The organism is Prochlorococcus marinus str. MIT 9302, from assembly GCF_000759975.1.
Taxonomy (GTDB): domain Bacteria; phylum Cyanobacteriota; class Cyanobacteriia; order PCC-6307; family Cyanobiaceae; genus Prochlorococcus_A; species Prochlorococcus_A marinus_M.
In genome coordinates this window covers 95164-117965 of sequence record NZ_JNAM01000011.1, presented here as the reverse complement: position 1 = coordinate 117965, position 22802 = coordinate 95164, and the positions used below count along the sequence as shown (strand labels likewise).

The following is a 22802-nucleotide window of genomic DNA, read 5'->3' as shown; positions in this document are numbered from 1 at the left end:
TTAATTACTACTATAAAATATTATTGTTTATCTTTTATTTTTGAAATAATATTTTCTAATTCATGACGCCAATATTTGCATACAATGTTATTTAAACCATTTGAACCTGAGCAGTCTAATAACGAAAACATAGGTCTTTTTGCCAAAGTATTATAGTCTTTAGTTTTGATTGGGGTAACTTCAGCTGGATTTTCAAGTATTCCATATTTTGTTGCAATATCACCAATTTCAACAGCAATATCAAACCAGCTTGATACTCCTTGACAAGTCCTATGAAAAATATGATGCTTTTTAGAAATTATATTCCAATTGATTATTATTTCCCAGCATATCTTTGCAAGATCAAAAGTTGAGGACATTACTCCAATTTGATCAGATACAACTTTTAATTTATTTTTAGTTTGATGTAAATTAAGCATTGTTTGGAGAAAATTTTTACCCTGATGTCCTAATAGCCAACTTGTCCTGAGAATTACCAATTGATTATTTGGCGTCAATATCTCTTCTGTAATTTCTTCGCATTTTGCTTTTGAATAACCGTAACTAGAGATAGGATTTCTAATATCCTTTGTTTCATAAGGAGAACTTTTGCGACCATCAAAAACGTAATCAGAACTTATTTGCAATAAATTCCCACCATATTCTTTTATTGCATTTGCAAAAATAAACGGTGCTTCAGCATTAATTGCAAAACATAAATCAGATTCTTTCTCTGCTAAATCAACATTAGTAAAAGCTCCAGCATTAATAATAAAATCAGGCTTATGAAAGTTTATATAATTTTGACAATTTAACTTATTCGATAAATCTAATTCATTTCTTTTCGGTAAAAGAAGTTCAAAAGATAATGGTCTTTGATCAATTATCTCTTTACCTAGTTGTCCAGAAGAGCCTGTTAGCAAAATTTTCATTAGAACAAATCTTTTGTAATTAATAATTCTTGCAGGGACTTTCCTTCTAAGTCTTTTTTTGAAACGATAGGTTTTTTTAATTTCAATTTATTTAATTTCCAATTGATCTTTAAATCTAAATCATTCCAAATAAGTGTTCTTTCTAATTCTTTATTCCAAAAGTTATTTGTTTTATAATTTACCTCTGTATGTTTAGTTAAAGATATAAATCCATGTGCAAATCCCTCGGGAATCCAAAGCTGTTTTCTATTACGCTTGTTTAGTAGAATGCCTGCCCATTCTTTAAAGGTTGTAGAATTTAATCTTAAATCAACAATTACATCTAATATTGCTCCATTTATAACTCTTATGAGTTTAGCCTGTTCAAATGGTTTTTTTTGAAAGTGCAGTCCTCTTATAACTCCATAAATAGATCTTGAGTGATTATCTTGAACGAAAGAGATATCTCTTTGAATAGTTCTATTAAAAATTTCTTTATTCCAACTCTCGTAGAAAAATCCTCTTTGATCCGAAAATTTGTCTGGAATTAAAATAATTGGACCATCTATAAATAAATTTTTTGATGATTTAATTTTTTCTATTTTCACAAAGTTTTCCTTTCTTAGAAATTAAAACATATTTTTGGACTGAATAAGATTTTTCAGGTAATTACCATATTCATTATTTTTATATTTAATTAATAAAGAATTTAATTGATCTGAATTTATCCAACCCATTCGCCAAGATATTTCTTCAGGGCAACCTATCTTAAATATTTGTTTATTTTCAATTGACTTAACTAATGCACCGGCCTCATAAAGAGAATCAAAGGTCCCAGTATCAAGCCAAATTATTGCTCTAGCAAATAAATTAACCTCTAGTTCTCCTTTTTTCAAATAAATCATATTAAGATCTGTAATTTCTAATTCACCTCTTTTTGATGGTTTCAATTTTTTACTATATTCAATAACATTATTGTCATAAAAATATAATCCAGTCACTGCAAAATTTGTTAATGGATTTTTTGGTTTTTCAATAATAGATTTTACTTTTAAATCTTTATCAAAATCTACAACTCCATATCTTTCTGGGTCCTTAACCTCACAAGCAAAAATTGTTGCTCCTTTATTTTTTTTTGAAGCCTTAAGTAAATCTTTAGAGAGAGAATTGCCATAAAAAAAATTGTCACCCAGTATTAATGCTACATTCGAATCACCTATGAATTTTTCACCGATAGTAAAAGCTTGGGCAATTCCGTCAGGGCTTGATTGTTCTGCATAGCTTATTTCTATACCAAATTGTTCTCCATTTCCTAATAAGGACTTGAAATTATTTAAATCTTTGGGATTAACTATTATAAGAAAATTTCTAATTCCACTTAACATTAATGTTGAAAGTGGGTAATAAATTGCTGGCTTATTGTAAAGAGGCAAAAGTTGTTTGCTAACTCCAAAAGTTACAGGTGATAATCTTGTTCCTTTCCCACCAGCTAAGATTATTCCTTTTCTACAATTATCTTCCATAAATTTTAAAAAACTATAAAACTTATATCACGACAATTTAAATATACTACAAAGATCAATAAAAAATTTTTTAAAAAATATCTCATTTAATCAAACACTAATTTCTGATTTTACCCATTTTAAAATCATTAACAAATGTTTTTATTGTATGATCAATTCCTTGTTCTAGCGATATTGAGGATTCCCATCCAAGATTTTTTAATCTTGATACATCTAGTAGTTTTCTAGGGGTGCCATCTGGTCTTGTGGAGTCCCAAATAATTTCGCCTTTGTAATCAATTTTCTTAGCTATTAAGTAAGCTAAATCCTTAATTTTAATATCTTTTCCAGTCCCTATATTCAATAATTCTGGCATGTCATTTTTAGGGGAAGCATTTTTATTTAAAGAATAGTTTTCCAAAATGAAGATGCTTGCATTAGCAAGATCATCAACATGTAAAAATTCTCTTTGAGGGTTACCAGATCCCCAACATTTTACCTTTTTTTCTCCTCTTATCTTTGCATTATGAAATCTATTTATAAAAGCTGGTAAAACATGACTAGTAGATAGGTTGTAATTATCTCCTGGACCATATAAGTTTGTGGGCATTAAACTTATTGCATTAAAGTTATGCTGTCTGGTTAATGCAGAACATAATTTTAAACCGGCAATTTTCGCTATCGCATATGGTTCATTTGTTTCTTCAAGGGCTCCACTTAATAAATATTCTTCTTTAATTGGTTGTGGAGATAATTTAGGATAGATACAACTACTTCCAAAAAAAAGAAATCTTTTAACATTATTTTCCCAAGAATTTTCTATGACGTTAGTCTGAATTTTAAGGTTTTGTAAAATGAAATCAGCTGGATATTTATAGTTAGCCTCAATTCCTCCAACTTTGGCTGCAGCCAAAATAACTACTTTGGGTTTTTTCTTATTGAACCACTCTTTTACTGATTCATGATTAAGTAAATTTAGTTCTTTTCGAGTTGGTAAGTAAAGTTTATTATATCCTTTTTTCAATAATTCTTTTACTAAAGCTTTCCCGACCATTCCGGTATGACCAGCGACAAAAATTGTATCTTTTTTATTAATTAATTGCATAAATTTTTAAATAATTAAAAACTTGGTGGATTTTCTTTTGGAGAATTTATTTCAAAACCTTTTTCTTTAATATAAAGTTCTTTTTTAGCTATTGATAGATCTTCTGATATCATTTCTTTAACTAACTGTTCTAAGGAGATTTTTGCTTCCCATCCTAGCTCTTTTGCAGCTTTTGATGGATCCCCAAGTAATGTTTCCACTTCAGATGGACGAAAATATCTAGGATCTATTCTTACAACTATTTCACCAGAATCTGCTCTAATTCCAACTTCTTTAAGACCTTCACCCTCCCAGATGATTCCTGCACCTCCATTTTTATTCCAACCTAATGCATTTGCAGATAAATCTACAAAAGTTCTAACCGATTCTTGTCTGCCTGTAGCAATGACATAATCAGAGGGAGATTCTTGCTGTAGCATCCTCCACTGCATCTCGACATAATCTTTGGCATGCCCCCAGTCTCTAAGAGCATTAAGATTTCCAAGATAAATACAATCTTCTATACCAGCATGGATTCTGGAAAGTCCTCTGGTTATTTTTCTAGTAACGAATGTTGCTCCTCTTCTAGGACTTTCATGATTGAAAAGAATTCCATTGCAAGCATAAATCCCATAAGATTCTCTGTAGTTTACTATAATCCAATATGCATATAATTTTGATACTGCATAAGGACTTCTTGGATAAAAAGGTGTTCTCTCAGATTGAGGAACTTCTTGAACTAAGCCATATAATTCGCTTGAACTAGCTTGATAAATTTTTGTTTTCTGGTTTAACCCTAAAAGTCTAACCGCTTCAAGAATTCTTAGAATTCCAAGAGCATCGCTATTGGCAGTATATTCGGGAGACTCAAAACTTACTGCAACGTGACTTTGAGCACCAAGATTATAAATTTCATCGGGCCTAATTTCTTGAATTAACTTGAAAATGTTTGTGCTATCAGTAAGATCTCCATAGTGCAACATAAAGTTTTTTTTATGCACGTGAGGATCTTGATAAAGATGGTCAATCCTTTGAGTATTAAAGTTGCTAGCCCTTCTTTTCATACCGTGAACTTCATATCCTTTACTTAAAAGAAGTTCAGCAAGATAGCTACCATCTTGTCCAGTAATACCAGTAATAAGAGCTTTTTTTGTTAGATTATTCATTTTCAACTTTTTAAATAAAGAATTTATTTTTTAAAATTTTTATCTATTTTATTACGATTCTCAGTAAATATCTTTAATTATAAGAATATCACCTTTCCTAACATAAGGAACACTCTATAATCCTATATTTATAATAAAAATTTTCTAGATAAATTTTATTTATGTTTTGATTAAATCGATTGCAATATAATTTTATTTAATTTTGGGATAATTAAATATAAAACCTTATTTATATTTATGCGATAAAAATATTTTAATTATTATCTTAACTATCAATCATAAATCCTCTTAAATTATTTAATTATTTTTAGCTTAAAAGTTTTTAATGGTATTTAAATTTATTTTTTTAAAAATTTATTTTATTTATTAATTTAATTTTTTTAAAATTATCAATTTATGGCGATAGAATAAAATATTATTATTTTCTAAATTAATTCAAAAATTTTTTTTCATAAAGGTTTACTTTGAAAAACTAATTTCTAAATTTTTTTATTATTGATCTTAAATCAAGTGATGATGAAAAAAATAATACCTATTATATTATGTGGAGGAAGCGGTTCTCGCTTGTGGCCTCTATCAAGAGCTAGTTTCCCAAAACAATTTCTAGAAATTAATAAAGAAGAGCCAATTTCATTCTTTCAAAGAACTATTAGTAGGTTTAAAAATTATGAAAGCATAGGGGATCCAATTGTTATTTGTAATGAAGAGCATAGATTTATAGTAGCTGAACAGCTTAGAAAAATTAATATTAAACCTGAAGCAATTTTATTAGAGCCTGTTGGCAAAAATACTGCACCTGCTATTACTGTAGGATGTCTTAAAGCTATTGAAAATCATTTAGACCCCTGTCTTTTGGTTTTACCTTCTGATCATATTATTGAGGACATTAACACTTTTATAAAAGTTATAGATAAAGCTTTAGATGAGGTTAAAAGAGGTAAAGTAATTACCTTCGGAATTACTCCTACTAAACCAGAAACAGGATATGGATATATTGAGTCTGAAAAAGAATTAGATACTAACAAATTAAAAGGAGAGAAAATTGTAAATTTTATAGAAAAACCAGACTTAGAATTAGCAAAAAAACTTTTTTGTGATAAAAGATATACATGGAATAGCGGTATCTTTTTTTTTAAAGCAGAGGTTTTTCTCAAAGAAATTATTAAATATAAAGCAAATATATATAAAATTTGTAAAGAGTCTTTATTAAACAATACTTTAGACCTTGATTTTCAAAGAATAGAAGTTAATTCTTTCTCTTTGTGCGAAGACATATCAGTTGATAAAGCAATTATGGAAAAAACTAATCTTGGAGTAGTTTACCCTCTCAAATGTGGGTGGAACGATATTGGAAGTTGGCAATCAATGTGGGAAATATCTCATAAAGATGAATTAGGAAATTCTATCATTGGTAAAGTAATTACTGATAACGTAAAAAATTCCTATTTTAGGAGTGAGAATAGATTAATTGTTGCTTTAGGAATAGAAGAAACAGTTGTTGTAGAGACAATTGATGCTGTTTTAATAGCCAAAAAAGATCAGATCCAATTTGTTAAAAATATTGTAAAGAAGTTGGAAATTGATAAAAACCCCGAGGCTAATATCCATAAAACGATATATAGGCCTTGGGGTAATTATAGCTCTATCTCAGAGGGTAAAAATTGGCAGGTTAAGAAAATAATTGTTAAAGAAGGAGAATCTTTATCCTTACAATTACATAATCATAGATCTGAACACTGGGTTGTAGTCAGTGGGAAGGCTTTGATCGAAATTGAAGGAAAAAAGAAATTATTGAATAAGAATGAAAGTGCTTATATTCCCTTAGGTTCGAAACATAGACTTTCTAATCCAGGGAACTCGCCTTTAATATTAATTGAAGTACAAAGTGGCGATTATTTTGGAGAGGACGATATTATTAGGTTTCAAGATAAATATGGGCGATAAAATTTTTACATTTGTTTTTTCATCATTACTTTAAAATAATGACATTATTTAATAAATTTTTTCTTTTGAGATTTTTTCAAATGAGATTCATTTCTTATAAATTAATTTCCAGGGATAGAATACTTTGTCTTCATTTAGTATTTGGTAATCTTTAAGTTTTGTATTTTTATCAAACCTTTTAGTTGTCCAGGCATAACTTTCACGGCTCAATTCACTTAAATTATCTAATCTTCTTTCTCCAATCTTAGGTGTTTTAACCATTATTTTTATTATTTTGGATATTACTTCATCATCATTAATTTCAGGTTTTATTATCTCAATTGGTATATTTGATAAATTTTCATTTCTAACTAAATCTTCAATTGCAATTCTTAATTCTTTTGATTTATCTGTTATTAGTCCTGATTGCACAAGACATGAAATCAAAAGATAAGGTCCTAGAATTGCGTAATTTAATTTTCTTTTTTTATTTTTTAAGAGATTATAAGTCATCCATACTAAACTAAATAATCCGCCCCCAGCAAAAATAAAAGGTTTAGTTTTATTATCAAGAGATATTATCTCTGAAAAATTTATAATTAAGATAAATGCAATAGTTAATATAGGAATGATAAGGAAGTTAATTTTCTCAAGATAAAAGAAAATATTTTTTTTATTATTTTCAATAAAGTATTTAATTCCAATATATGTGTTGATAGAAGTTAAAGATAGAATCTGTAGAGGATAATAAGGGGTTTTAGTCGAGAAAAAACTCAGCAAAACTAAAATAAAAATTGGGTAATAATATAAAAAATATCTTGAAATTATATTATCTCTTGATGCTTTAAAGAACCCAATAAAAGAAGGAATAGTCCAAGGGAAGATATTAATTGAGAAGTTCCACAAATAGTAATAGAAAGGATTTGTGAAATGATTATTTTTAGAGAGAAATATTAATTTTTCAAAAAGACCACTATAAGTTGAAAAACTGTAAAGTGAAATGTATTTATAACTCCATAAAGCAAAAGGTAAGAACCCTAAAATAGTACCAATCCAAAAATTGCGTTTGTAAATTAATTTTGATCTAATAAGAAAAGGAAATATTCCTAATAAAGGTATTGCTGTTAAATAAGTTTTCATCATAACAGCAATACCTATCCATGATCCTGAGAGTAATATTTGATTTTTATTATTAGTTTTATAGGCTTTTATTGTAGATATTAAACCTAATGATACTAATGAAGAAAAAACCATATCTTGAGTCGCCATGTGTGCATAATTTATCCATAAAAATGTTGTGGATAAAATTAATGATGAATAAATTTCATTTTTATCTTTTATGAATTCTTTATGTAATTGATATGTACAATAAATCATTAAAATAGCAGCAAATATAATTGGTATATAAATTACAAATAATGAATCTCCAAAAAATTTTTTTGATAGGGCAATTAAAAACTGTATTCCAATTGTCCTATCCGAAATCACTTCATCCCACCAAATAGGACCAATCCAATTCGATTTTTCAATTATCCACCTAGCCTGCAAAGCATAAAATCCTTCATCATAAGCAATGAGACTTCTTTTGCCAAAATAAAATAGTAGCGGAAGGAAAAGTAAAAATTTAGGATTTATTTTTGTGTTTTTTTTATTCAAATTAGTAATTAGGATTATTCTTGGAAAGAAATTTCATTAGTAAAAAATAAAGAAAATGAAAATCTGATATATTAATTTATTTTATTTTGGTTTTCCCACTCTTTAACTAATTCACTTAATATCTTCAAGGTTTGATCTTTGTTCCTTTCGTCAATATTTTTTTTTAAATTTTTTAATTTTGGAAAAATTTCATCCATGATTATAAAATTTTCTCTTGCTCTAAATATCAAAGGATGATCAGTTTTTTCTGCCTCTGCATCAATTAGTAATTCTTCATACAATTTTTCACCTGGTCTTAATCCAGTAGAAATAATTTCAATGTCACCTTCTAAATTATTTTTGTTTTTTATGGATAGGCCGCTAAGGTTGACCATTTGTTTCGCAAGATCATATATTTTTACTGGATCACCCATATCTAATAAAAAGATATCCCCGCCTTTAGAAAGGACTGATGATTGAATAACAAGTTGAGCGGCTTCTTTTATTGTCATGAAATATCTAATTATGTTGGGGTCAGTTAAGGTAATAGGACCACCAGATTTTATTTGTTCTTTAAATTTTAAGACTACAGATCCTGAAGATCCGAGCACATTCCCAAACCTAACCATTGAAAAAAATGTTTTTTTGTAATTACTATTTTTATTGAATTTAGTAGACTCTTTTTCTGCATAGGCTTGAACAACTAATTCTGCGACTCGTTTTGATGCTCCCATGATATTTGTAGGTCTAACAGATTTATCAGTTGATATTAAAATTAGTTTTTCAATATGGTTTTCAACTGATGCCTCGCATACTGCAACTGTTGAGAATATATTATTTTTAATACCTTCTATTGGATTTAACTCTACTATAGGGACATGCTTATAAGCAGCTGCATGAAAAATAATATCAATATTATTATCTTTAATAGTTTTACTAACCAATTTGTAATTAGAACTTGAACCTAAGACAGATATCATTTCTATTTTGTCTATATTTATTTGTAAAAGTTCTTCATTGATTTTGTAAAGATTTTCTTCGCTTATTTCCAAAAGTACAATTTTCTTAGGCATATGCTGAATTACCTGCCTACATAATTCACTGCCAATAGACCCACCAGCACCAGTTATTAAAATTGTTTTGTTTTTAATAGCTAATTTCATTAAATCACTTTGTGCTTCAATCACTTCTCTTCCTAAAAGTTCTTCAATTGGTATTGGCCTAAGTGCATCAATCTTAGTTTTTCCTTTTGTGATTTCATCTATTGAAGGCATATCCAAAATTGGTAATTCTAGATTCTGCAAAATTTTAATTATTGTTCTTTTTCTCGAAATTTTGATGGAGGGAATAGCTAAAAGTATTTGTTTTAAATTGTCTTTAAATTTGTAAATTTGATGTGGAGGATAAATCTTGACTTCGTTAATTTTTGTACCCCATAACTTAGGATTATCATCAAAAAAAGCAATTATATTTAATCTTGAGAGTTTTAGGGAAGCTAATAGCTGAGTTCCAGCAGCACCTGCACCGTATATTGCTATTGAATTATTAATATTTTTATTTTTTGAGTATTTCATTACTAAATCTCTTATAAAGATTCTTATACAAAAAATTAAGGATGTTGAAATTATGTAAAGTTTAAAAAAACTGAAAATATTTAGTAATCTAAAATTAAAAAATTTACTGATAAAATATATTAAAAAAATCACAATTAAATTTATTTTTGCAAATTTATAATATGTTTGACTACCAATAAATCGAGTAATGTTTAAATAAAATCCAGAAAAGAAATTAGTTAAAGTAGAAAAAAAACTTAAGCTTATAAAAAGCAATTTGATAAGGTTTGAATTATTATGATCAAAATTAAATGTAATATTAACAGAAAAATAAATTATTAAAATATCAATAGATATAAGTAATAAAATTCTTGAAAATCTTGGAAAACTATAGATCTTTTCAAGTAAATTATTTATTTTCATATTGATCTTAATATATACATACTTAAGGTTATTTTTTTTAATTTAAAAATATACTTTATATTCTAGTACTAGATAGTCTTTGTGATAATAATCATGTCTTTATATAAATTTTGGTAAATCATTTTACTTATAAGTAAGTCACATAAAAATCAAACTATTTTGATAAAAAAAAATAAATCTTTTTTTAATAACAAAAGTCCTATTAGAATTAAAATAATAAGTTAAAAAAAAAGATTAATGCTTGTTTGGATACTTCAAACTGGGGAACCTTTAAATTGTGATGGTAACCAATTAAGACCAATGCGAGCTATTAATTTAAGTAAAGCGTTAGTTTCAAGGGGCCATAAAGTAGAAATTATTTCAACGAGATTTTTTCATCAAGAAAAGAGATTTAGAAAAAATATTAAAAAAAATAATATAACTGGAATAAAAGAAACTCTTGTTGATTCTCCAGGATATAAATCTAATATTAGTGTTAGAAGATTATTTGATCACCATATTCTTTCTTTTAACTTACTAATTAACCTTTTAAGTAGGGACGAGAAACCAGATATTATGTTTGTGGGTTTTCCTCCAATAGAATGGTCTTTAATATCAATTTGCTATTCTTTTTTGAAATCAATACCAATTGTTATAGATGTGAAAGATCTTTGGCCAGATATTTTTTGGGATAAAGAAAATATTAATCCAGTAAAAAAGGAATTTATTAAGTTTTTATTTTTGCCTTATAGAATTTATTCTATTTTAATAGCATCTTTGACTGACTTTATTACTGGCCCAACAGAATTAATTGCTAAATATTTCAAAAATAATTATCAAAATAAATTTTTGTCAAAGATTCTCAAGAATCAAGATCCAAGGACTTTCCCTTCTCCTATTGTGCCTCCAAAAGAAGAGGAAAGGATAAAACTTGATCTAATTAAATCAGATCCCAAAGAATGTTTAAATATTTTGTTTATTGGTTCATTAATGTCTGTATATGATTTTGAAACAATTAAAAAAAGTATTCAAATTCTTAACAATAAGAAAATAAAGATCAAATTATTTATAGCGGGAAGAGGAGGAAGCGAAAATTACATAAAAGATATTTTTAATCATATTGAAAATGTTTATTTTCTAGGCTGGATAAATAGGAAAGAAGCAATAGACATTTCTTTAAATTGTCATCTAGCCTTAGCTCCCTACAAAAATATAAAAAACTATGAATTAAATTTAGTTAATAAATATATTGACTATATGTCGTTAGGTTTACCAATACTTTCTCCTTTAGAGGGATTTCCTTATGAATTGATTAATAAGTATGAAATAGGATGGAATTATCCTCCTAAAAGTTCATCAACTTTGGTTCGAATTATTATAGATATAATTGAATCTCCTAATAAAATAAAACTAAGGTCTGAAAATGCTTTGAGATTATTTAAAACAAAGTACAACTTTGAAATAGTTTATGATCAATTAGTAAATAAACTTGAACAGATAACTAATAATCAATAAATAAACTTATTAATATTTGTTTCCCAATTTTAAAAAAATTAATATGTTTAAATTATATATATAAATATCTTTACACTTAATTTTATTGAAAGGAGGTAAAAATTATTTCTATAAATAAAGATGTTGAGGAAAGAGTTCTTTACGATCCTAATTATATTTTTTCAAAACTGAATATATCTCAAATTGAACATTCTTTTTTGGAAGATTTCCTTATGTCAATGAGTGTTATAAGAGCAGCAGAAATAAAGATTGCAGAAGCAAAAAAAAATGGTTTAATCAAGGGGCCAGTTCATTTAGGTGTAGGCCAAGAAGCTATAGCAGTAGGTGTTTCTAAAAATTTAAGAAATACAGATCGTATTTTCGGTGCACATAGATCCCATTCTCATATTTTAGGAGTAGATAATGATTTACATAAGCTATTCGCTGAAGTTTTGGGGAGAAATACAGGATTTTCCGCTGGTATGGGAGGTTCGATGCATCTTGCCAGCAAATCAAAAGGTTTTTTGGGATCTGTCCCAATAGTTACAGGAACAGTACCCTTAGCTCTAGGTGCAGGATTAGCATCCAAATTACAAAAATCTGGAGATATTGCAATTTCTTATTTGGGAGATGGAGCTACTGAAGAAGGTGTATTTCATGAGTCACTAAATTTTGCAAGAGTTTCAAATATTCCTATTTTATTTGTTGTAGAAAATAATTTGTTTTCAAGCCATATGCATATGAGCTTAAGACAACCTTTAAATACTATTAATAGATTTGCTAAAGCTCATGAAATAGAAACTAAACTAGTTGATGGTAATGATGTTTTGGAAATTTATAGAACATCATCAGAATTCATAAGAAGGATGAGATTAAAACCTGAACCTTATTTAATAGAAGCAATTACCTATAGATGGTTCGGTCATGTTGATTGGAGGGAAGATATTGATGTAGGTGTTGCTAGGTCAAAAAAAGATTTATTAAATTGGAAAAAAAGAGATCCAATTAAGAGGTTGAGTGATGCAATGATTAATAATAAAATTTGGACAATAGAAAATCAGAATACTTTAGATTCAAAAGTTGATGAGTTGATCGATGAAAATTGGGAAAAAGCTTTAAAAGATGATTTCCCTGATAGAAAATCACTTTTAGATAATGTTTTTAAATATGATTAAGACAACATATTCTGACGCTATTTTAAGTGGCTTTGATTACTTATTAAGAAATTATCCAGAAGTCTTTGTTTTAGGTCAAGGTTTATGGAGCCCTTGGTACGTCGGAAATACTATGAAAAATTTAGATAAAAAATATGGCAAGGACAGAATAATTGATACCCCAGTATCCGAATCTGCCTGCACTGGTGCTGCGGTTGGAGCTTCTATTTGTGGGATGAAGCCAATAATAGTTCATCCTAGAATGGATTTCATGCTTTATGCCATGGATTCAATTGTAAATCAAGCCGCTAAATGGTCATATATGTTTGGTGGACAATTAAATGCACCAGTTACGATAAGGTCCATTATTAATAGAGGTGGGTCTCAAGGCGCACAACACTCGCAAGCTTTACATAGTTGGTTCGCTCATATTCCAGGAATTCGAGTAGTCATGCCTTCTACAGTCGAGGATGCAAGAGATCTACTCATAGCCTCAGTTTTATGCCCAGATCCTGTAATTTATATAGACGATAGATGGTTATATGAGCAGACGGCTAATTTAAAACCTATTAAAGAAACACCATTAAAGTTTATAACTCCTAAATGTTTGAAGAATGGAGATCAAATCACTATTGTTGGATCTGGTTATTCAACAAATCTTGCATTAAAGGCCTCGACAAAACTCGATTCTGATGGAATAGGCGCTGAAGTTTTCGATTTAAGAGTTTTAAATCCTTTTAAGTCAGAAAATATATTAAATTCTGTATTAAAAACAAAAAGATTACTAGTAATAGACTCAGGTTGGAAAACATGTGGAATGGCTTCTGAAGTAATAACTTCAATTGTTGAGCATATTCCAACAAATACTCTAATTGACCCTCCGAGAAGAATCACTCTCCCTGATTGTCCTGCTCCTTCAAGTGAGGTTCATGAGAAAGATTATTATCCTAATGAAGAAAATATTATTAAATTTATAAATGATTCATACCATTTTTGAATATTATGCATTGAACCTTTTATATTTAATTAACTAAATTTCCCTTGAATAGATAATATCTTTTAAACCTGGAGGAGCCATGGGGGTTAATTTATTATTCCTTCTTGCCATTTCAATAATTTCTTCTGGAGTTTCGTAACTTCTAAGTATTCTTATAATCAGACTTAGAGTTTTTCTTTTATTAATAAAAGCGAAAATTGTAAGGAGTATTATTTTTAAATCTAATATGATTGATTTATTTTTAATGTAAGTTAGTGCTAAGAAATTTTTTCTTGGTCTAATCAACTGATTATATGCAATATCCGGGTTTTGGTGATCTTTTAAAATTTCTGATTCATCAGAAAATACTATAGAAGCAAAATCTGTTATCCCAGGTTTAACTTTTAGGAGCTCTTTTTCTTTATTGCTATATAAATTTGTTTCTCTCTCAACATTAGGCCTGGGTCCTACAAATGACATTTCCCCTTTGAAAACATTAAAAAGCTGAGTTAATTCGTCTAATTTCAGTTTTCTTATAATCGCTCCAACTTTTGTTATTCTTGGATCATTTGCACTTGTAGAATCTACTTTTGATTTATCCGCTTTTACTATCATAGATCTAAGTTTTATTATTTTAAATTTCTTAAAATTTAAACCAACCCTATCAGCTATGTAAAAAGGGTTCTCAAAGTCTTGTAACCAAATTAAAAATATAAAGGGAATTATTAATGGTATTACAAGTACTAATCCTATAAAACTAAAAATAATATCAAATATACGTTTTTTGAATGAATGAGTAAAAATCATTTTCGATAAAAAGAAATAATTTTATCAGCTATGTAACTTACTTCTTCATCCATTAAATAATCCCATATTGGTATCATTATGCATTTTTTGAAGAAATCTTCTACTTTAGGCAATTTAACTGTAAATCCTAATGATTCCCATTGATGTATCCCTTTACCATTCCACTGAATTAAAGTTTTGATACCATTTTCTTCTAGATATTTCTTTAATTCATCTCTATTATCCGCCATAAATTCGTAGTTTTGAAAAATATCAAAATTATCTGCGTCCTCAAGTGGCGGTGGTGGAAGCTTAAGCTCGTTTAATTGAGATAATCTATTGTGATAATAGGCAGCGATTTCTCTTCTTCTTTGAATTACTGCAGGATATTTCTGCAGTTGATATGAAAGTATTGCAGCCTGAATATTATCTAATCTACTATTTCTACCCCATGACTTTAGATCTCCATTGACATCTCTTCCTTGATCATGAAGCTGATGAGATCTATTAAAAATATCATAATTATTTGTTACCAAGGCGCCTCCATCTCCAAAACATCCCATAACCTTAGCTGGATAAAAACTAATAGCACCAGCAATCCCAAATGTCCCTGCATGTTTCCCCTTGTATCTTGCGCCTAAAGCTTGAGCAGCGTCTTCCACAACAAATAATTTATGTTTATTAGCTATATTAATAATCTTATCCATATCACATATTCTCCCATTAAGTTGGGTTGGCATTATTCCGACTGTTCTCGAATTAATTGCATCCGAAATTGCTTCTGTACATATTAAATTATCATCCCCTATTTCAACAGGTTTGGGGACTCCTCCAGCCATGACTATAGATGATGCTGTAGCTATAAAAGTATGTGAAGAGCAAATTACTTCATCACCAGGCCTTAGTCCTATCGATTGCCAAATTATTTCTAGACCATCGGTGCAATTTCCTACTCCTATTGCATGATTACAACCTGTAAATTCCGATAGTTCCTTCTCAAAATCTTTTTTTGCTTGTTGCATGATAAATCCGCCATTGCTTGCAACTTCATCAATTATTTGTAAATAATTTTCTCTATGATTAAGGTAAAGTTTTTTGTAGTCGCAAAAAGGGATATTTTTCAAAACAAAAAAAAACTATTATTAATTATATATTGTAGGATTATTTTTTAAAAAAATCATTTTATTAATATAGATAATGTATTTATCTATATATCTTTTTTGCTTCAATAATAAATTTAAAGGACATCCATTTTGGTAGGTTTTTATCAAAAAGATCAGATAAAATCTTAGTTTTTTTATAACCGATTATTTTTGATAAGGGATAGAACATCCAAATTAATTTTCCTGAAAAGTTTATTTTTGTAATCCCAAATTTACGCTTATAATCTTCTAGTAATTTCATATCTGGCATTCTTTTTAAAGTACTTCTTGTTCTATTTCCCTTTAAATAATGAATGTATCTATTTAATTTATAAATAGGATTTTCATTTAGGGAATCAATACCTATAAAAATTCCATTTGGTTTTAAAACTCTATGGATTTCATTTAAAACTAATTTATTGTTTCCGTAACTTAGACCTCCTGCACATGCAACAATATCAAATATATCATTATCAAAGGGAAGGAATTCCATATTACATTCCTTAAAACTAATAGATTTTGTTGAAAAAGAACTACAGTTTTTTTTAATAACATCAAGTGAATTTTTTGATATATCTGCAAATGTTATATCTTGATAATTTTCTAAAATTGGTAAACTACTTTCACCTTCACCACAGCAAATTTCTAAAATTTTAAATCCTTTTTTTGAATTTCTAATAAGGGATTTAAAATAAATTTCAATATAGGGTGCATCTATTAAATTATTCTTTCTTTTTTTTAATTGGGAATTTTTTGAATTCTGTTTATTTATTTTCGCCCTTTTTGAATATCTTTCACGTTCAATTTCAAAATCCGATTTTTTTATCACTTATAAAATAAAGTTAGTTAATAATTTGTACTTTAAATTAGACTTTATAATATGAAATAGCTGGGATTAATGACTTAAAAGTTTTTAATATTCATTCGCAATTTTAGTTGAGATTGTGAATCTAGCTATATTTGCGGAAATTATACCAATAGATAATATAAGAGTATTAAAGCGTAAGAAGATAAAAGAAAATAATAATAAAGATGAAATTATTAACATTTCTATGAAAATTGCTTTATATCTTTTTGCCCAAAAAATTCTTTGTTCTTGGATTAAGGAAAGAGAATTCAGCACTATACTTAATCCTAAAATTATTAACGTAAATATACTTGTGAGATTATTGTATAATCCATCGGAAATGTTTAAAAAAGCATATCCCAAGCATACAAATGTGATTATAAAAAAAGAGAATAAAAATATCTTAGAATTTTTCAAAAGTTGTTTTAATGTCTTGTTTTTTATTATTTCAGCTTTTTTATTTGAAAGAATTTGAAAATCTATAATAAATGTTATTAATTGGAATATTGCAACTGCAATATACATCTTACTAGTTTCTTTTGACCCTGCTGTTAAAGATGCAATCCTTTCGCTATAGGTTGGTAAAAGCATTGACAATGAAATTAACCAAGCTTTGAGAAGTGGTGGATTTATTGGTAATTTGAAGCTTGAATTTTTAATTAACTTATAATAATAATTTAAAGATTTCCATATTTTAAATGGTTTTATTATTAACAAGAATGGACTTAGAGTGGAAATAGGTAACATCATTAAAATAAAATTAAAAATGTATTGCTCTGAATATTTACCTGAAATTATTAAGGTAAAAAAGATTATGTTGTTTACTGGATTTCTCCAAATGCCAATGATATTCCATGGAAAATACTTCTTAAAAGTAAGAGAATATCTATGAAACTCATCGAATATTTTTTCAGAAAATAAGTAAAAAAAGATTAATAAATTTAATAAAAAAGAAGTTTCAAATTGATCTAAAAAATTTCTAATTAATATGCAGACTATAAATGATGAAAATAATAAAATTAAGAAAAGGGGGTAAAAATAATTTATAAAAATTTCCCTGAAATTATAAACCTTATTTTTGACAGCTTTGATATATATTTCTTTATGTAGGGGAGGTAGAGCATTATTAAATAAAGTACTAGTTGTAAATAATAAAGCCAACGCTCCCGCTGTTTCCAAATAATTAAATTTGGTTAAAATGCCTACAGTTAATACGCGTCCAATTAATGAACTTAACATTACTATTCGATACCACATATCAATAAATAATTAAATTTCTTACTTTATTTAAAAAAATTATTAAAGATATCTTTTTTCTCCAAAAAACATAATTCATGTTTTTAATTTTATAACATCATTTATGATTTGAAAAAAAATTAATACTCAAAAGTTATGGAATTCCTTTTTGATGTTATAAAGTTTCGCCAATTATTTGTAATTAGAGCCTTATCCCTTTTTATTTGAAAACAACTTTATACAAATCTGTATTAATCCCAATAAAAATTTATCCAATATTTTTTAATCAAATTAATTATTTATTTTTAGTTAAATTATATTTCTTGATCAATCTCAATCCATAACGTATCTGAAAGCATCAATGTCTTTATTAAGTGAATCAATATCTATTTTACTTTTTGAAGGAACTATAAATAAACATTGTCTGCCGCATTGATTAATACGTGAAACATATTTTTCAATAAAATGATAATAGGGTCGGTTTACATAATCATCAAAGATTATTTTTGTACCAGCTTCTGCAAATTTTAATGAAGTAAGAAAACAACAGACCCTAAATCTTCCATCAATTAATACTATCTTTGGCTTTTCTGGCTGTTTCCAAATATAGTCTGTATAATCTGAAAATTTATAGCTCTTTTCATAGCTTATTGGCCTTCCCCAACTACCAACTCTTCCTAAATCAACATGATTTATCAACAGTCTGGACTGATGCTTTTTATTTTCTTTTTTTACTTTTTTCACCCATTCTTTAGAAGAATCAACTGATATAACTTTAGAAGAAGTATTGCTAAGCACCCATTTTGAAGATAGTCCACAACCATACTCTCCATAAATTTTTATACCCTCTATTGATTTTTTAAAAAGAAAATCATCTCCATCGAAAAGCGAATGTTTTTTACTTGAAAAAATCTTTAAATTTAAATAATGAATAATAGGGGGTATAAATGATTTGATAATTTTTTTAAACATTGAGCAAAATTAATAATCTACTTTACTATAAATATCAAATTTGTTTATAAAAGATAATAATATGATTTCCTTCTGAATTTTTTTATAAATCACCTTTAAAGTAAATATTATTTGATATTTAAGAATTTTGATTAATCTAATTTTTATATTTAAATTGATTATCTTTGTAAATTTTATTTTTTATGGAGCATAACAAATTATTATTTCATTAACTTATTCCTTAATTATGTTTTATAGTTTGAATACGTTTTCATTATTTGGAAAGAGTTAATTTACCCAAAATAATTAAGAAATTAATTAATTTATTAATATTAATTTGGAGAATGAAGTTTAAAATTAAATTCAAATTACTTGTAAATTCAAAAAATATATTTGATGATCTTATATTATTGATAAATTAAATATTTTTTAAATGAGACTTAAGAGAACTAAAAGTAAATATAATATACCTTGGAAAATTAAATCTTTAATCTTTATTTTTATTGATTATCTGTGTCTACAAAAATTACTTTATTTTTTACAAAAATATATAACGAAGCGCTCAAGAATAAATTCATTACTATATTCTTCAGACTGGGAAATGCATAAAGATGCATTAAATAAATATAAAACTAAAAATGTTGTTTTTGAATTTGGGGCAGGAAAATCTTTAGCCCAGAATCTATATTTAAGTAATTTTGTTAAAAGGCAATTTGTTGTTGATTTATATCCAATGCTTGACTTCGAATTGGTTGATTATGAACGTCAAAAACTATTAGAAACGAAAAAGTTAAGATCAAGCATTAAGATAAAAAATCAAAATGATTTAGAGGCATATGGTATTTATTATATAGCTCCATATGATGCAACTAAAATACATTTATCTGATAGGTCCATAGACGCATGCATTTCTACAAATACTCTTGAGCATATACCTAAGTTTGATATTATTTTGATCTTTTCTGAACTTTATAAGAAATTAAAAGATGAAGGTATAGTTTCTTTAATAATTGATTACTCAGATCATTATGCTCATACAGACAATAATATTTCATTATTGAATTTCTTAAAGTTTTCGCACCATCAATGGAAAAGATATAATCATAAAATCCACTTTCAAAATCGTTTAAGACATTATGAATATATAGATATTTTTAAAAAGATAGGATTTAGAACAATTAAGGATGATTTGTTTTTTGCCGAAAAAAATATTCCAACCCAGATCTTGGATTCTTACAAAAATCTTAATTCATCTTGGAAAGCTACTTCCGCCCATATTATTTTAAAAAAATCAAATTAAACTTTTCATAATTAATTTATTTTTTAATATATAAATAAAAAATATTAATATAAATTTTCTTTTATTATGTTTAAGATAAAAAAAAATAGAAGGTATTTACTAAATATTCATAATTTCAATATCTTTTTAATTAAAGAAATATTTATAAATATTCTAAATTTCTTGTAAATTCTTAGCTTTTTTAACAGGTTCTTGAATCTTAACTATTAATCCGGATATAAATATCCAAAAAATAATATTTAGTCTCAGGTCGTAATACTGTATATCAAATAATTGACTGAAAAAGAAAGTAAAGGATGATGTCCACCATGCTTTTTCAAACTTGTTTAAGTTTATTTCTTCAAGATTCTTATCTTTTCTTTTGAAGAGGAAAATTTTCTTAAAAGATTTATAAAAAACAAAAATTAATATTGTATTTATTAATAATGAAAAAGGTAGACCATAATTTAAAGCCATTTCAAGTTGAATATTGTGCGTATGACCATACCATTGAAGATATGATTTATAACAGCATATATCATGTTGTGTTTCATATAGAATAGGAAAACTTGCTGCTCCCCAGCCTAGGAAAGGTCTTTCTTTTATAAACTCCAACGCGCTTAGCCAAATTGAGAATCTTGCATTAGAAGTGAAAACCTCAAGATTTTCGAATATTGAAAATCTTCCTATTACCTCTGAGGGTAAAATACTTATTGCAAATTCTTTAAGACTTATAGGAAAAATATTTGTTACGGCAGCTATTAATAAAGTTATCAATAAAATTAAAAAAAGAAATATCCAAATTGATAAAGAAGCTTTTAAGAATATGAAAGAAGATAAAAATAGATTAATTAATCCATTTCGAGAAAATGTCAAATAAATAGAAGAAATTATTAAAATACTAAAAATATAAATGTAAAATTTTGATCCATTTTTTCGTTGAGACAATATAGCCAAACAAATAGGCCACAATATTGTGAACCATAAACTTGCGTAATTTCTATTATTGAATAGTCCAGTAAGACCAGGTTCACCTTCTCTTTGGAACCATATTATTAATCCATTAAAAATATTGAAGGGCCCATGCATATCAAAAAAGACCTGAAGAAAACCTGAAATTATGAGAGGAACCGAGCCACTGAGTAAAAGTAACAAAATTATTTTTCTTGATTTTGAAGAACATAAGTAAGGTTTGAATGCCCATATGCAAAAAAACAATGGAAGCCAATTAAAAAGACTTACCCAGTTTAAATAATTGCTCCAGCCTTCAATTTTATTAGAGAAAGGATCTAAACTTGATATGGATACTGAAATTATTAGAAAAAGACTTGCTAAAAAGAATGGATAGTTCCATTTATCAAGTAAGAAATTTTTGTAATTTTTATAAGAGGATATAAATATCGAAAAAAGGAATAGAAATGAAGAAAATATAGGAGCAGAAACTAATAAAAAGATACCTGTTCGAAAAAGAAAATTTCCAGTTTTGAAATTTAATATAGTTTTCAAAAAAAATATTTATCTACTGAATAATAACAATAATGTTCATGATGAGAATTTCATTGAGTCATTTTGAGGATTGTTCATGTTAGAGCTGTTTTAAAAAAAGTTCAATTTACGCTTCCTGCAGGATTCGAACCTGCGGCCCACTGCTTAGAAGGCAGTTGCTCTATCCAGCTGAGCTAAGGAAGCTAGAAGTTCTTTGGTTTTATCTTTGAGAGCAGTTCCCATAGATGAAATTCCACCTTTTTTGACCGGCCTCTGTATAAATAAACTAAATAACCTTTTTATTTTAAAACAGCCCAGCACTCTCAACAAGTAAATTATCAAAAAGAAATACTATATATTTATAAAATCATTTTTATAATGATATCTATTTTTTTCTCTGAATTATTGTAAAATTGGGATTGAATATAACAATTAAATTTGGCTAAAAGACTTACAGAAAAACAAAAAAGTGAAATAGCCGAATATTTTAAAAATGGTAAAACTATTGAAGCTTTATCGGAAGAATTTCATTGTTCAATATTAACAATAACTAGAAACTTGAAGAAAAATCTTGGGGAAATAATATATAAGGAATTACTCGAAAAGAATAAAGATTTTCATGAGTTAAATACTTTATTAGAAAAGGGTAAAAATAAAAAAAATAATCTTGAATTGACAAAGAAAATTTCTAAAAATGAATTTAGCGATGAAAAAACTTTTGATGCTAATCAATCTGAAGATAATAATTTCTCAAATACAGAATTTGTTGAAATTTCTCCTTTGCATTTCGAAATAGAAAATGTTCCTCGCAAAGAATTGTCATCCATACCTATACAGGAAATTGATTTTCCTAATACTGTTTATATGATTGTTCATAAAAATATTGAATTAGAAATTAAATTATTGAAAGATTATCCAGAATGGGAATTCCTTCCCAATGAGGACTTACAGAGAAAAACAATAGAAATATATTTCGATTTAAAATTAGCAAAAAGAGCTTGTAGTAAGGAACAAAAAGTTATTAAGGTTCCTAATACAGATGTATTTAGAATTGTCTCTCCTATACTAATTTCAAGAGGGATATCCAGGATTGTAAGTGATGAGAAACTTATAGCTCTTTAAACTATTAATTTTTCTTGTTTAAATTAAGGTTAAAAAAACTTCCTATTAAAGAACCGCTGATAAAACTTGCTCCAACAATAAAACTTATTGGTAATTTAACCGTCTCGTTTATTAAAAAGTTAACCTTACTTTTATTAGAGCTATTTTGAATCCCAACTATTAACAATAGGAATAA

The 22802-nt window shown here is 27.1% G+C and carries 19 protein-coding genes and 1 tRNA gene; 6 read left to right on the top strand and 14 right to left on the bottom strand.

Annotated elements, in window-relative coordinates; genetic code table 11:
- Positions 1-20: 20 nt before the first annotated feature.
- The 5 genes from rfbD to gmd form a co-directional block, all read right to left on the bottom strand.
- On the bottom strand, positions 21-911 hold the full coding sequence (gene rfbD, locus EU96_RS02140) for a dTDP-4-dehydrorhamnose reductase (RefSeq protein ID WP_032527150.1): 891 nt from the start codon (positions 909-911) through the stop codon (positions 21-23).
- The gene (gene rfbC, locus EU96_RS02145) at positions 911-1498 is read right to left on the bottom strand and encodes a dTDP-4-dehydrorhamnose 3,5-epimerase (protein WP_032527149.1); all 588 of its coding nucleotides are present in this window, start codon (positions 1496-1498) and stop codon (positions 911-913) included. The genes rfbD and rfbC overlap by 1 nt, the downstream gene beginning before the upstream one ends.
- A 21-nt stretch (positions 1499-1519) precedes the next feature.
- Positions 1520-2413, bottom strand: coding sequence for a glucose-1-phosphate thymidylyltransferase RfbA (gene rfbA / locus EU96_RS02150; protein ID WP_032527148.1), 894 nt, complete (start codon positions 2411-2413; stop codon positions 1520-1522).
- 97 nt (positions 2414-2510) lie between these two features.
- Positions 2511-3497, bottom strand: coding sequence for a GDP-L-fucose synthase family protein (locus tag EU96_RS02155; RefSeq protein WP_032527147.1), 987 nt, complete (start codon positions 3495-3497; stop codon positions 2511-2513).
- A 14-nt stretch (positions 3498-3511) separates the two neighbouring features.
- Entirely contained in the window at positions 3512-4642 is a 1131-nt protein-coding gene (gene gmd, locus EU96_RS02160) for a GDP-mannose 4,6-dehydratase (RefSeq protein WP_032527146.1), read from the bottom strand.
- A gap of 513 nt (positions 4643-5155) precedes the next feature.
- Between gmd and EU96_RS0109355 the strand changes: the two genes are divergently transcribed.
- Positions 5156-6586 carry a mannose-1-phosphate guanylyltransferase/mannose-6-phosphate isomerase gene (locus EU96_RS0109355; protein WP_032527145.1) on the top strand — a complete coding sequence of 477 codons (1431 nt, stop codon included), beginning with the start codon at positions 5156-5158 and terminating at the stop codon, positions 6584-6586.
- An 87-nt stretch (positions 6587-6673) separates the two neighbouring features.
- Here the strand turns inward: EU96_RS0109355 and EU96_RS02165 are convergent, their stop codons facing one another.
- The gene (locus tag EU96_RS02165; protein WP_032527143.1) at positions 6674-8221 is read right to left on the bottom strand and encodes an ArnT family glycosyltransferase; all 1548 of its coding nucleotides are present in this window, start codon (positions 8219-8221) and stop codon (positions 6674-6676) included.
- Between the two features lie 71 nt (positions 8222-8292).
- Positions 8293-9774, bottom strand: coding sequence for a polysaccharide biosynthesis protein (locus tag EU96_RS02170; RefSeq protein ID WP_241434579.1), 1482 nt, complete (start codon positions 9772-9774; stop codon positions 8293-8295).
- Positions 9775-10413: 639 nt separating this feature from the next.
- Here EU96_RS02170 and EU96_RS02175 point away from each other — a divergent pair.
- The 3 genes from EU96_RS02175 to EU96_RS02185 all read left to right on the top strand — a co-directional run bounded on the left by EU96_RS02175 (position 10414) and on the right by EU96_RS02185 (position 13800).
- A complete protein-coding gene (locus tag EU96_RS02175; RefSeq protein ID WP_032527141.1) occupies positions 10414-11670 on the top strand; it encodes a glycosyltransferase family 4 protein in 1257 nt (418 codons plus the stop codon).
- Between the two features lie 197 nt (positions 11671-11867).
- A complete protein-coding gene (locus tag EU96_RS02180) occupies positions 11868-12824 on the top strand; it encodes a thiamine pyrophosphate-dependent dehydrogenase E1 component subunit alpha (RefSeq protein WP_158465674.1) in 957 nt (318 codons plus the stop codon).
- A complete protein-coding gene (locus EU96_RS02185; protein ID WP_032527427.1) occupies positions 12817-13800 on the top strand; it encodes an alpha-ketoacid dehydrogenase subunit beta in 984 nt (327 codons plus the stop codon). Before EU96_RS02180 ends, EU96_RS02185 begins: the two co-directional genes overlap by 8 nt.
- 33 nt (positions 13801-13833) lie before the next feature.
- On the opposite strand, the gene EU96_RS02190 is transcribed toward EU96_RS02185, so the two are convergent.
- The 5 genes from EU96_RS02190 to EU96_RS02210 form a co-directional block, all read right to left on the bottom strand.
- The gene (locus EU96_RS02190; RefSeq protein WP_032527139.1) at positions 13834-14586 is read right to left on the bottom strand and encodes a sugar transferase; all 753 of its coding nucleotides are present in this window, start codon (positions 14584-14586) and stop codon (positions 13834-13836) included.
- Entirely contained in the window at positions 14583-15689 is a 1107-nt protein-coding gene (locus EU96_RS02195; protein WP_032527138.1) for a DegT/DnrJ/EryC1/StrS family aminotransferase, read from the bottom strand. Before EU96_RS02195 ends, EU96_RS02190 begins: the two co-directional genes overlap by 4 nt.
- Positions 15690-15768: 79 nt before the next feature.
- Positions 15769-16536, bottom strand: coding sequence for a class I SAM-dependent methyltransferase (locus EU96_RS02200; protein WP_032527137.1), 768 nt, complete (start codon positions 16534-16536; stop codon positions 15769-15771).
- 84 nt (positions 16537-16620) lie between these two features.
- Entirely contained in the window at positions 16621-17793 is a 1173-nt protein-coding gene (locus EU96_RS02205) for a hypothetical protein (protein WP_032527136.1), read from the bottom strand.
- A gap of 330 nt (positions 17794-18123) precedes the next feature.
- Positions 18124-18762, bottom strand: coding sequence for a hypothetical protein (locus tag EU96_RS02210; RefSeq protein ID WP_052044271.1), 639 nt, complete (start codon positions 18760-18762; stop codon positions 18124-18126).
- A 580-nt stretch (positions 18763-19342) separates the two neighbouring features.
- On the opposite strand from EU96_RS02210, the gene EU96_RS02215 reads away from it, so the two are divergent.
- Positions 19343-20041 (top strand): methyltransferase domain-containing protein, encoded by a 699-nt coding sequence (locus EU96_RS02215; protein ID WP_193741349.1) that lies wholly within the window; start codon positions 19343-19345, stop codon positions 20039-20041.
- A gap of 153 nt (positions 20042-20194) precedes the next feature.
- Here the strand turns inward: EU96_RS02215 and EU96_RS02220 are convergent, their stop codons facing one another.
- Positions 20195-21526: an O-antigen ligase family protein gene (locus tag EU96_RS02220; RefSeq protein ID WP_032527134.1), complete on the bottom strand. Its 1332-nt coding sequence runs from the start codon at positions 21524-21526 to the stop codon at positions 20195-20197.
- A gap of 109 nt (positions 21527-21635) precedes the next feature.
- Positions 21636-21709: transfer RNA gene (locus EU96_RS02225), tRNA-Arg, on the bottom strand.
- A 234-nt stretch (positions 21710-21943) separates the two neighbouring features.
- On the opposite strand from EU96_RS02225, the gene EU96_RS02230 reads away from it, so the two are divergent.
- Positions 21944-22627 carry a hypothetical protein gene (locus EU96_RS02230; protein ID WP_032527133.1) on the top strand — a complete coding sequence of 228 codons (684 nt, stop codon included), beginning with the start codon at positions 21944-21946 and terminating at the stop codon, positions 22625-22627.
- Positions 22628-22802 lie beyond the last annotated feature (175 nt).

Bases quoted from the DNA above. Each gene is read 5' to 3' on its own strand.
- EU96_RS02155 (WP_032527147.1), bottom strand. From the start codon at position 3,497: ATGCAATTAATTAATAAAAAAGATACAATTTTTGTCGCTGGTCATACC.
- EU96_RS02175 (WP_032527141.1), top strand. From the start codon at position 10,414: ATGCTTGTTTGGATACTTCAAACTGGGGAACCTTTAAATTGTGATGGT.
- EU96_RS02215 (WP_193741349.1), top strand. From the start codon at position 19,343: ATGCATAAAGATGCATTAAATAAATATAAAACTAAAAATGTTGTTTTT.
- gmd (WP_032527146.1), bottom strand. From the start codon at position 4,642: ATGAATAATCTAACAAAAAAAGCTCTTATTACTGGTATTACTGGACAA.
- EU96_RS02210 (WP_052044271.1), bottom strand. From the start codon at position 18,762: ATGTTTAAAAAAATTATCAAATCATTTATACCCCCTATTATTCATTAT.
- rfbA (WP_032527148.1), bottom strand. From the start codon at position 2,413: ATGGAAGATAATTGTAGAAAAGGAATAATCTTAGCTGGTGGGAAAGGA.
- EU96_RS02190 (WP_032527139.1), bottom strand. From the start codon at position 14,586: ATGATTTTTACTCATTCATTCAAAAAACGTATATTTGATATTATTTTT.
- rfbD (WP_032527150.1), bottom strand. From the start codon at position 911: ATGAAAATTTTGCTAACAGGCTCTTCTGGACAACTAGGTAAAGAGATA.
- EU96_RS0109355 (WP_032527145.1), top strand. From the start codon at position 5,156: ATGATGAAAAAAATAATACCTATTATATTATGTGGAGGAAGCGGTTCT.
- EU96_RS02170 (WP_241434579.1), bottom strand. From the start codon at position 9,774: ATGAAATACTCAAAAAATAAAAATATTAATAATTCAATAGCAATATAC.
- EU96_RS02185 (WP_032527427.1), top strand. From the start codon at position 12,817: ATGATTAAGACAACATATTCTGACGCTATTTTAAGTGGCTTTGATTAC.
- EU96_RS02205 (WP_032527136.1), bottom strand. From the start codon at position 17,793: ATGTTAAGTTCATTAATTGGACGCGTATTAACTGTAGGCATTTTAACC.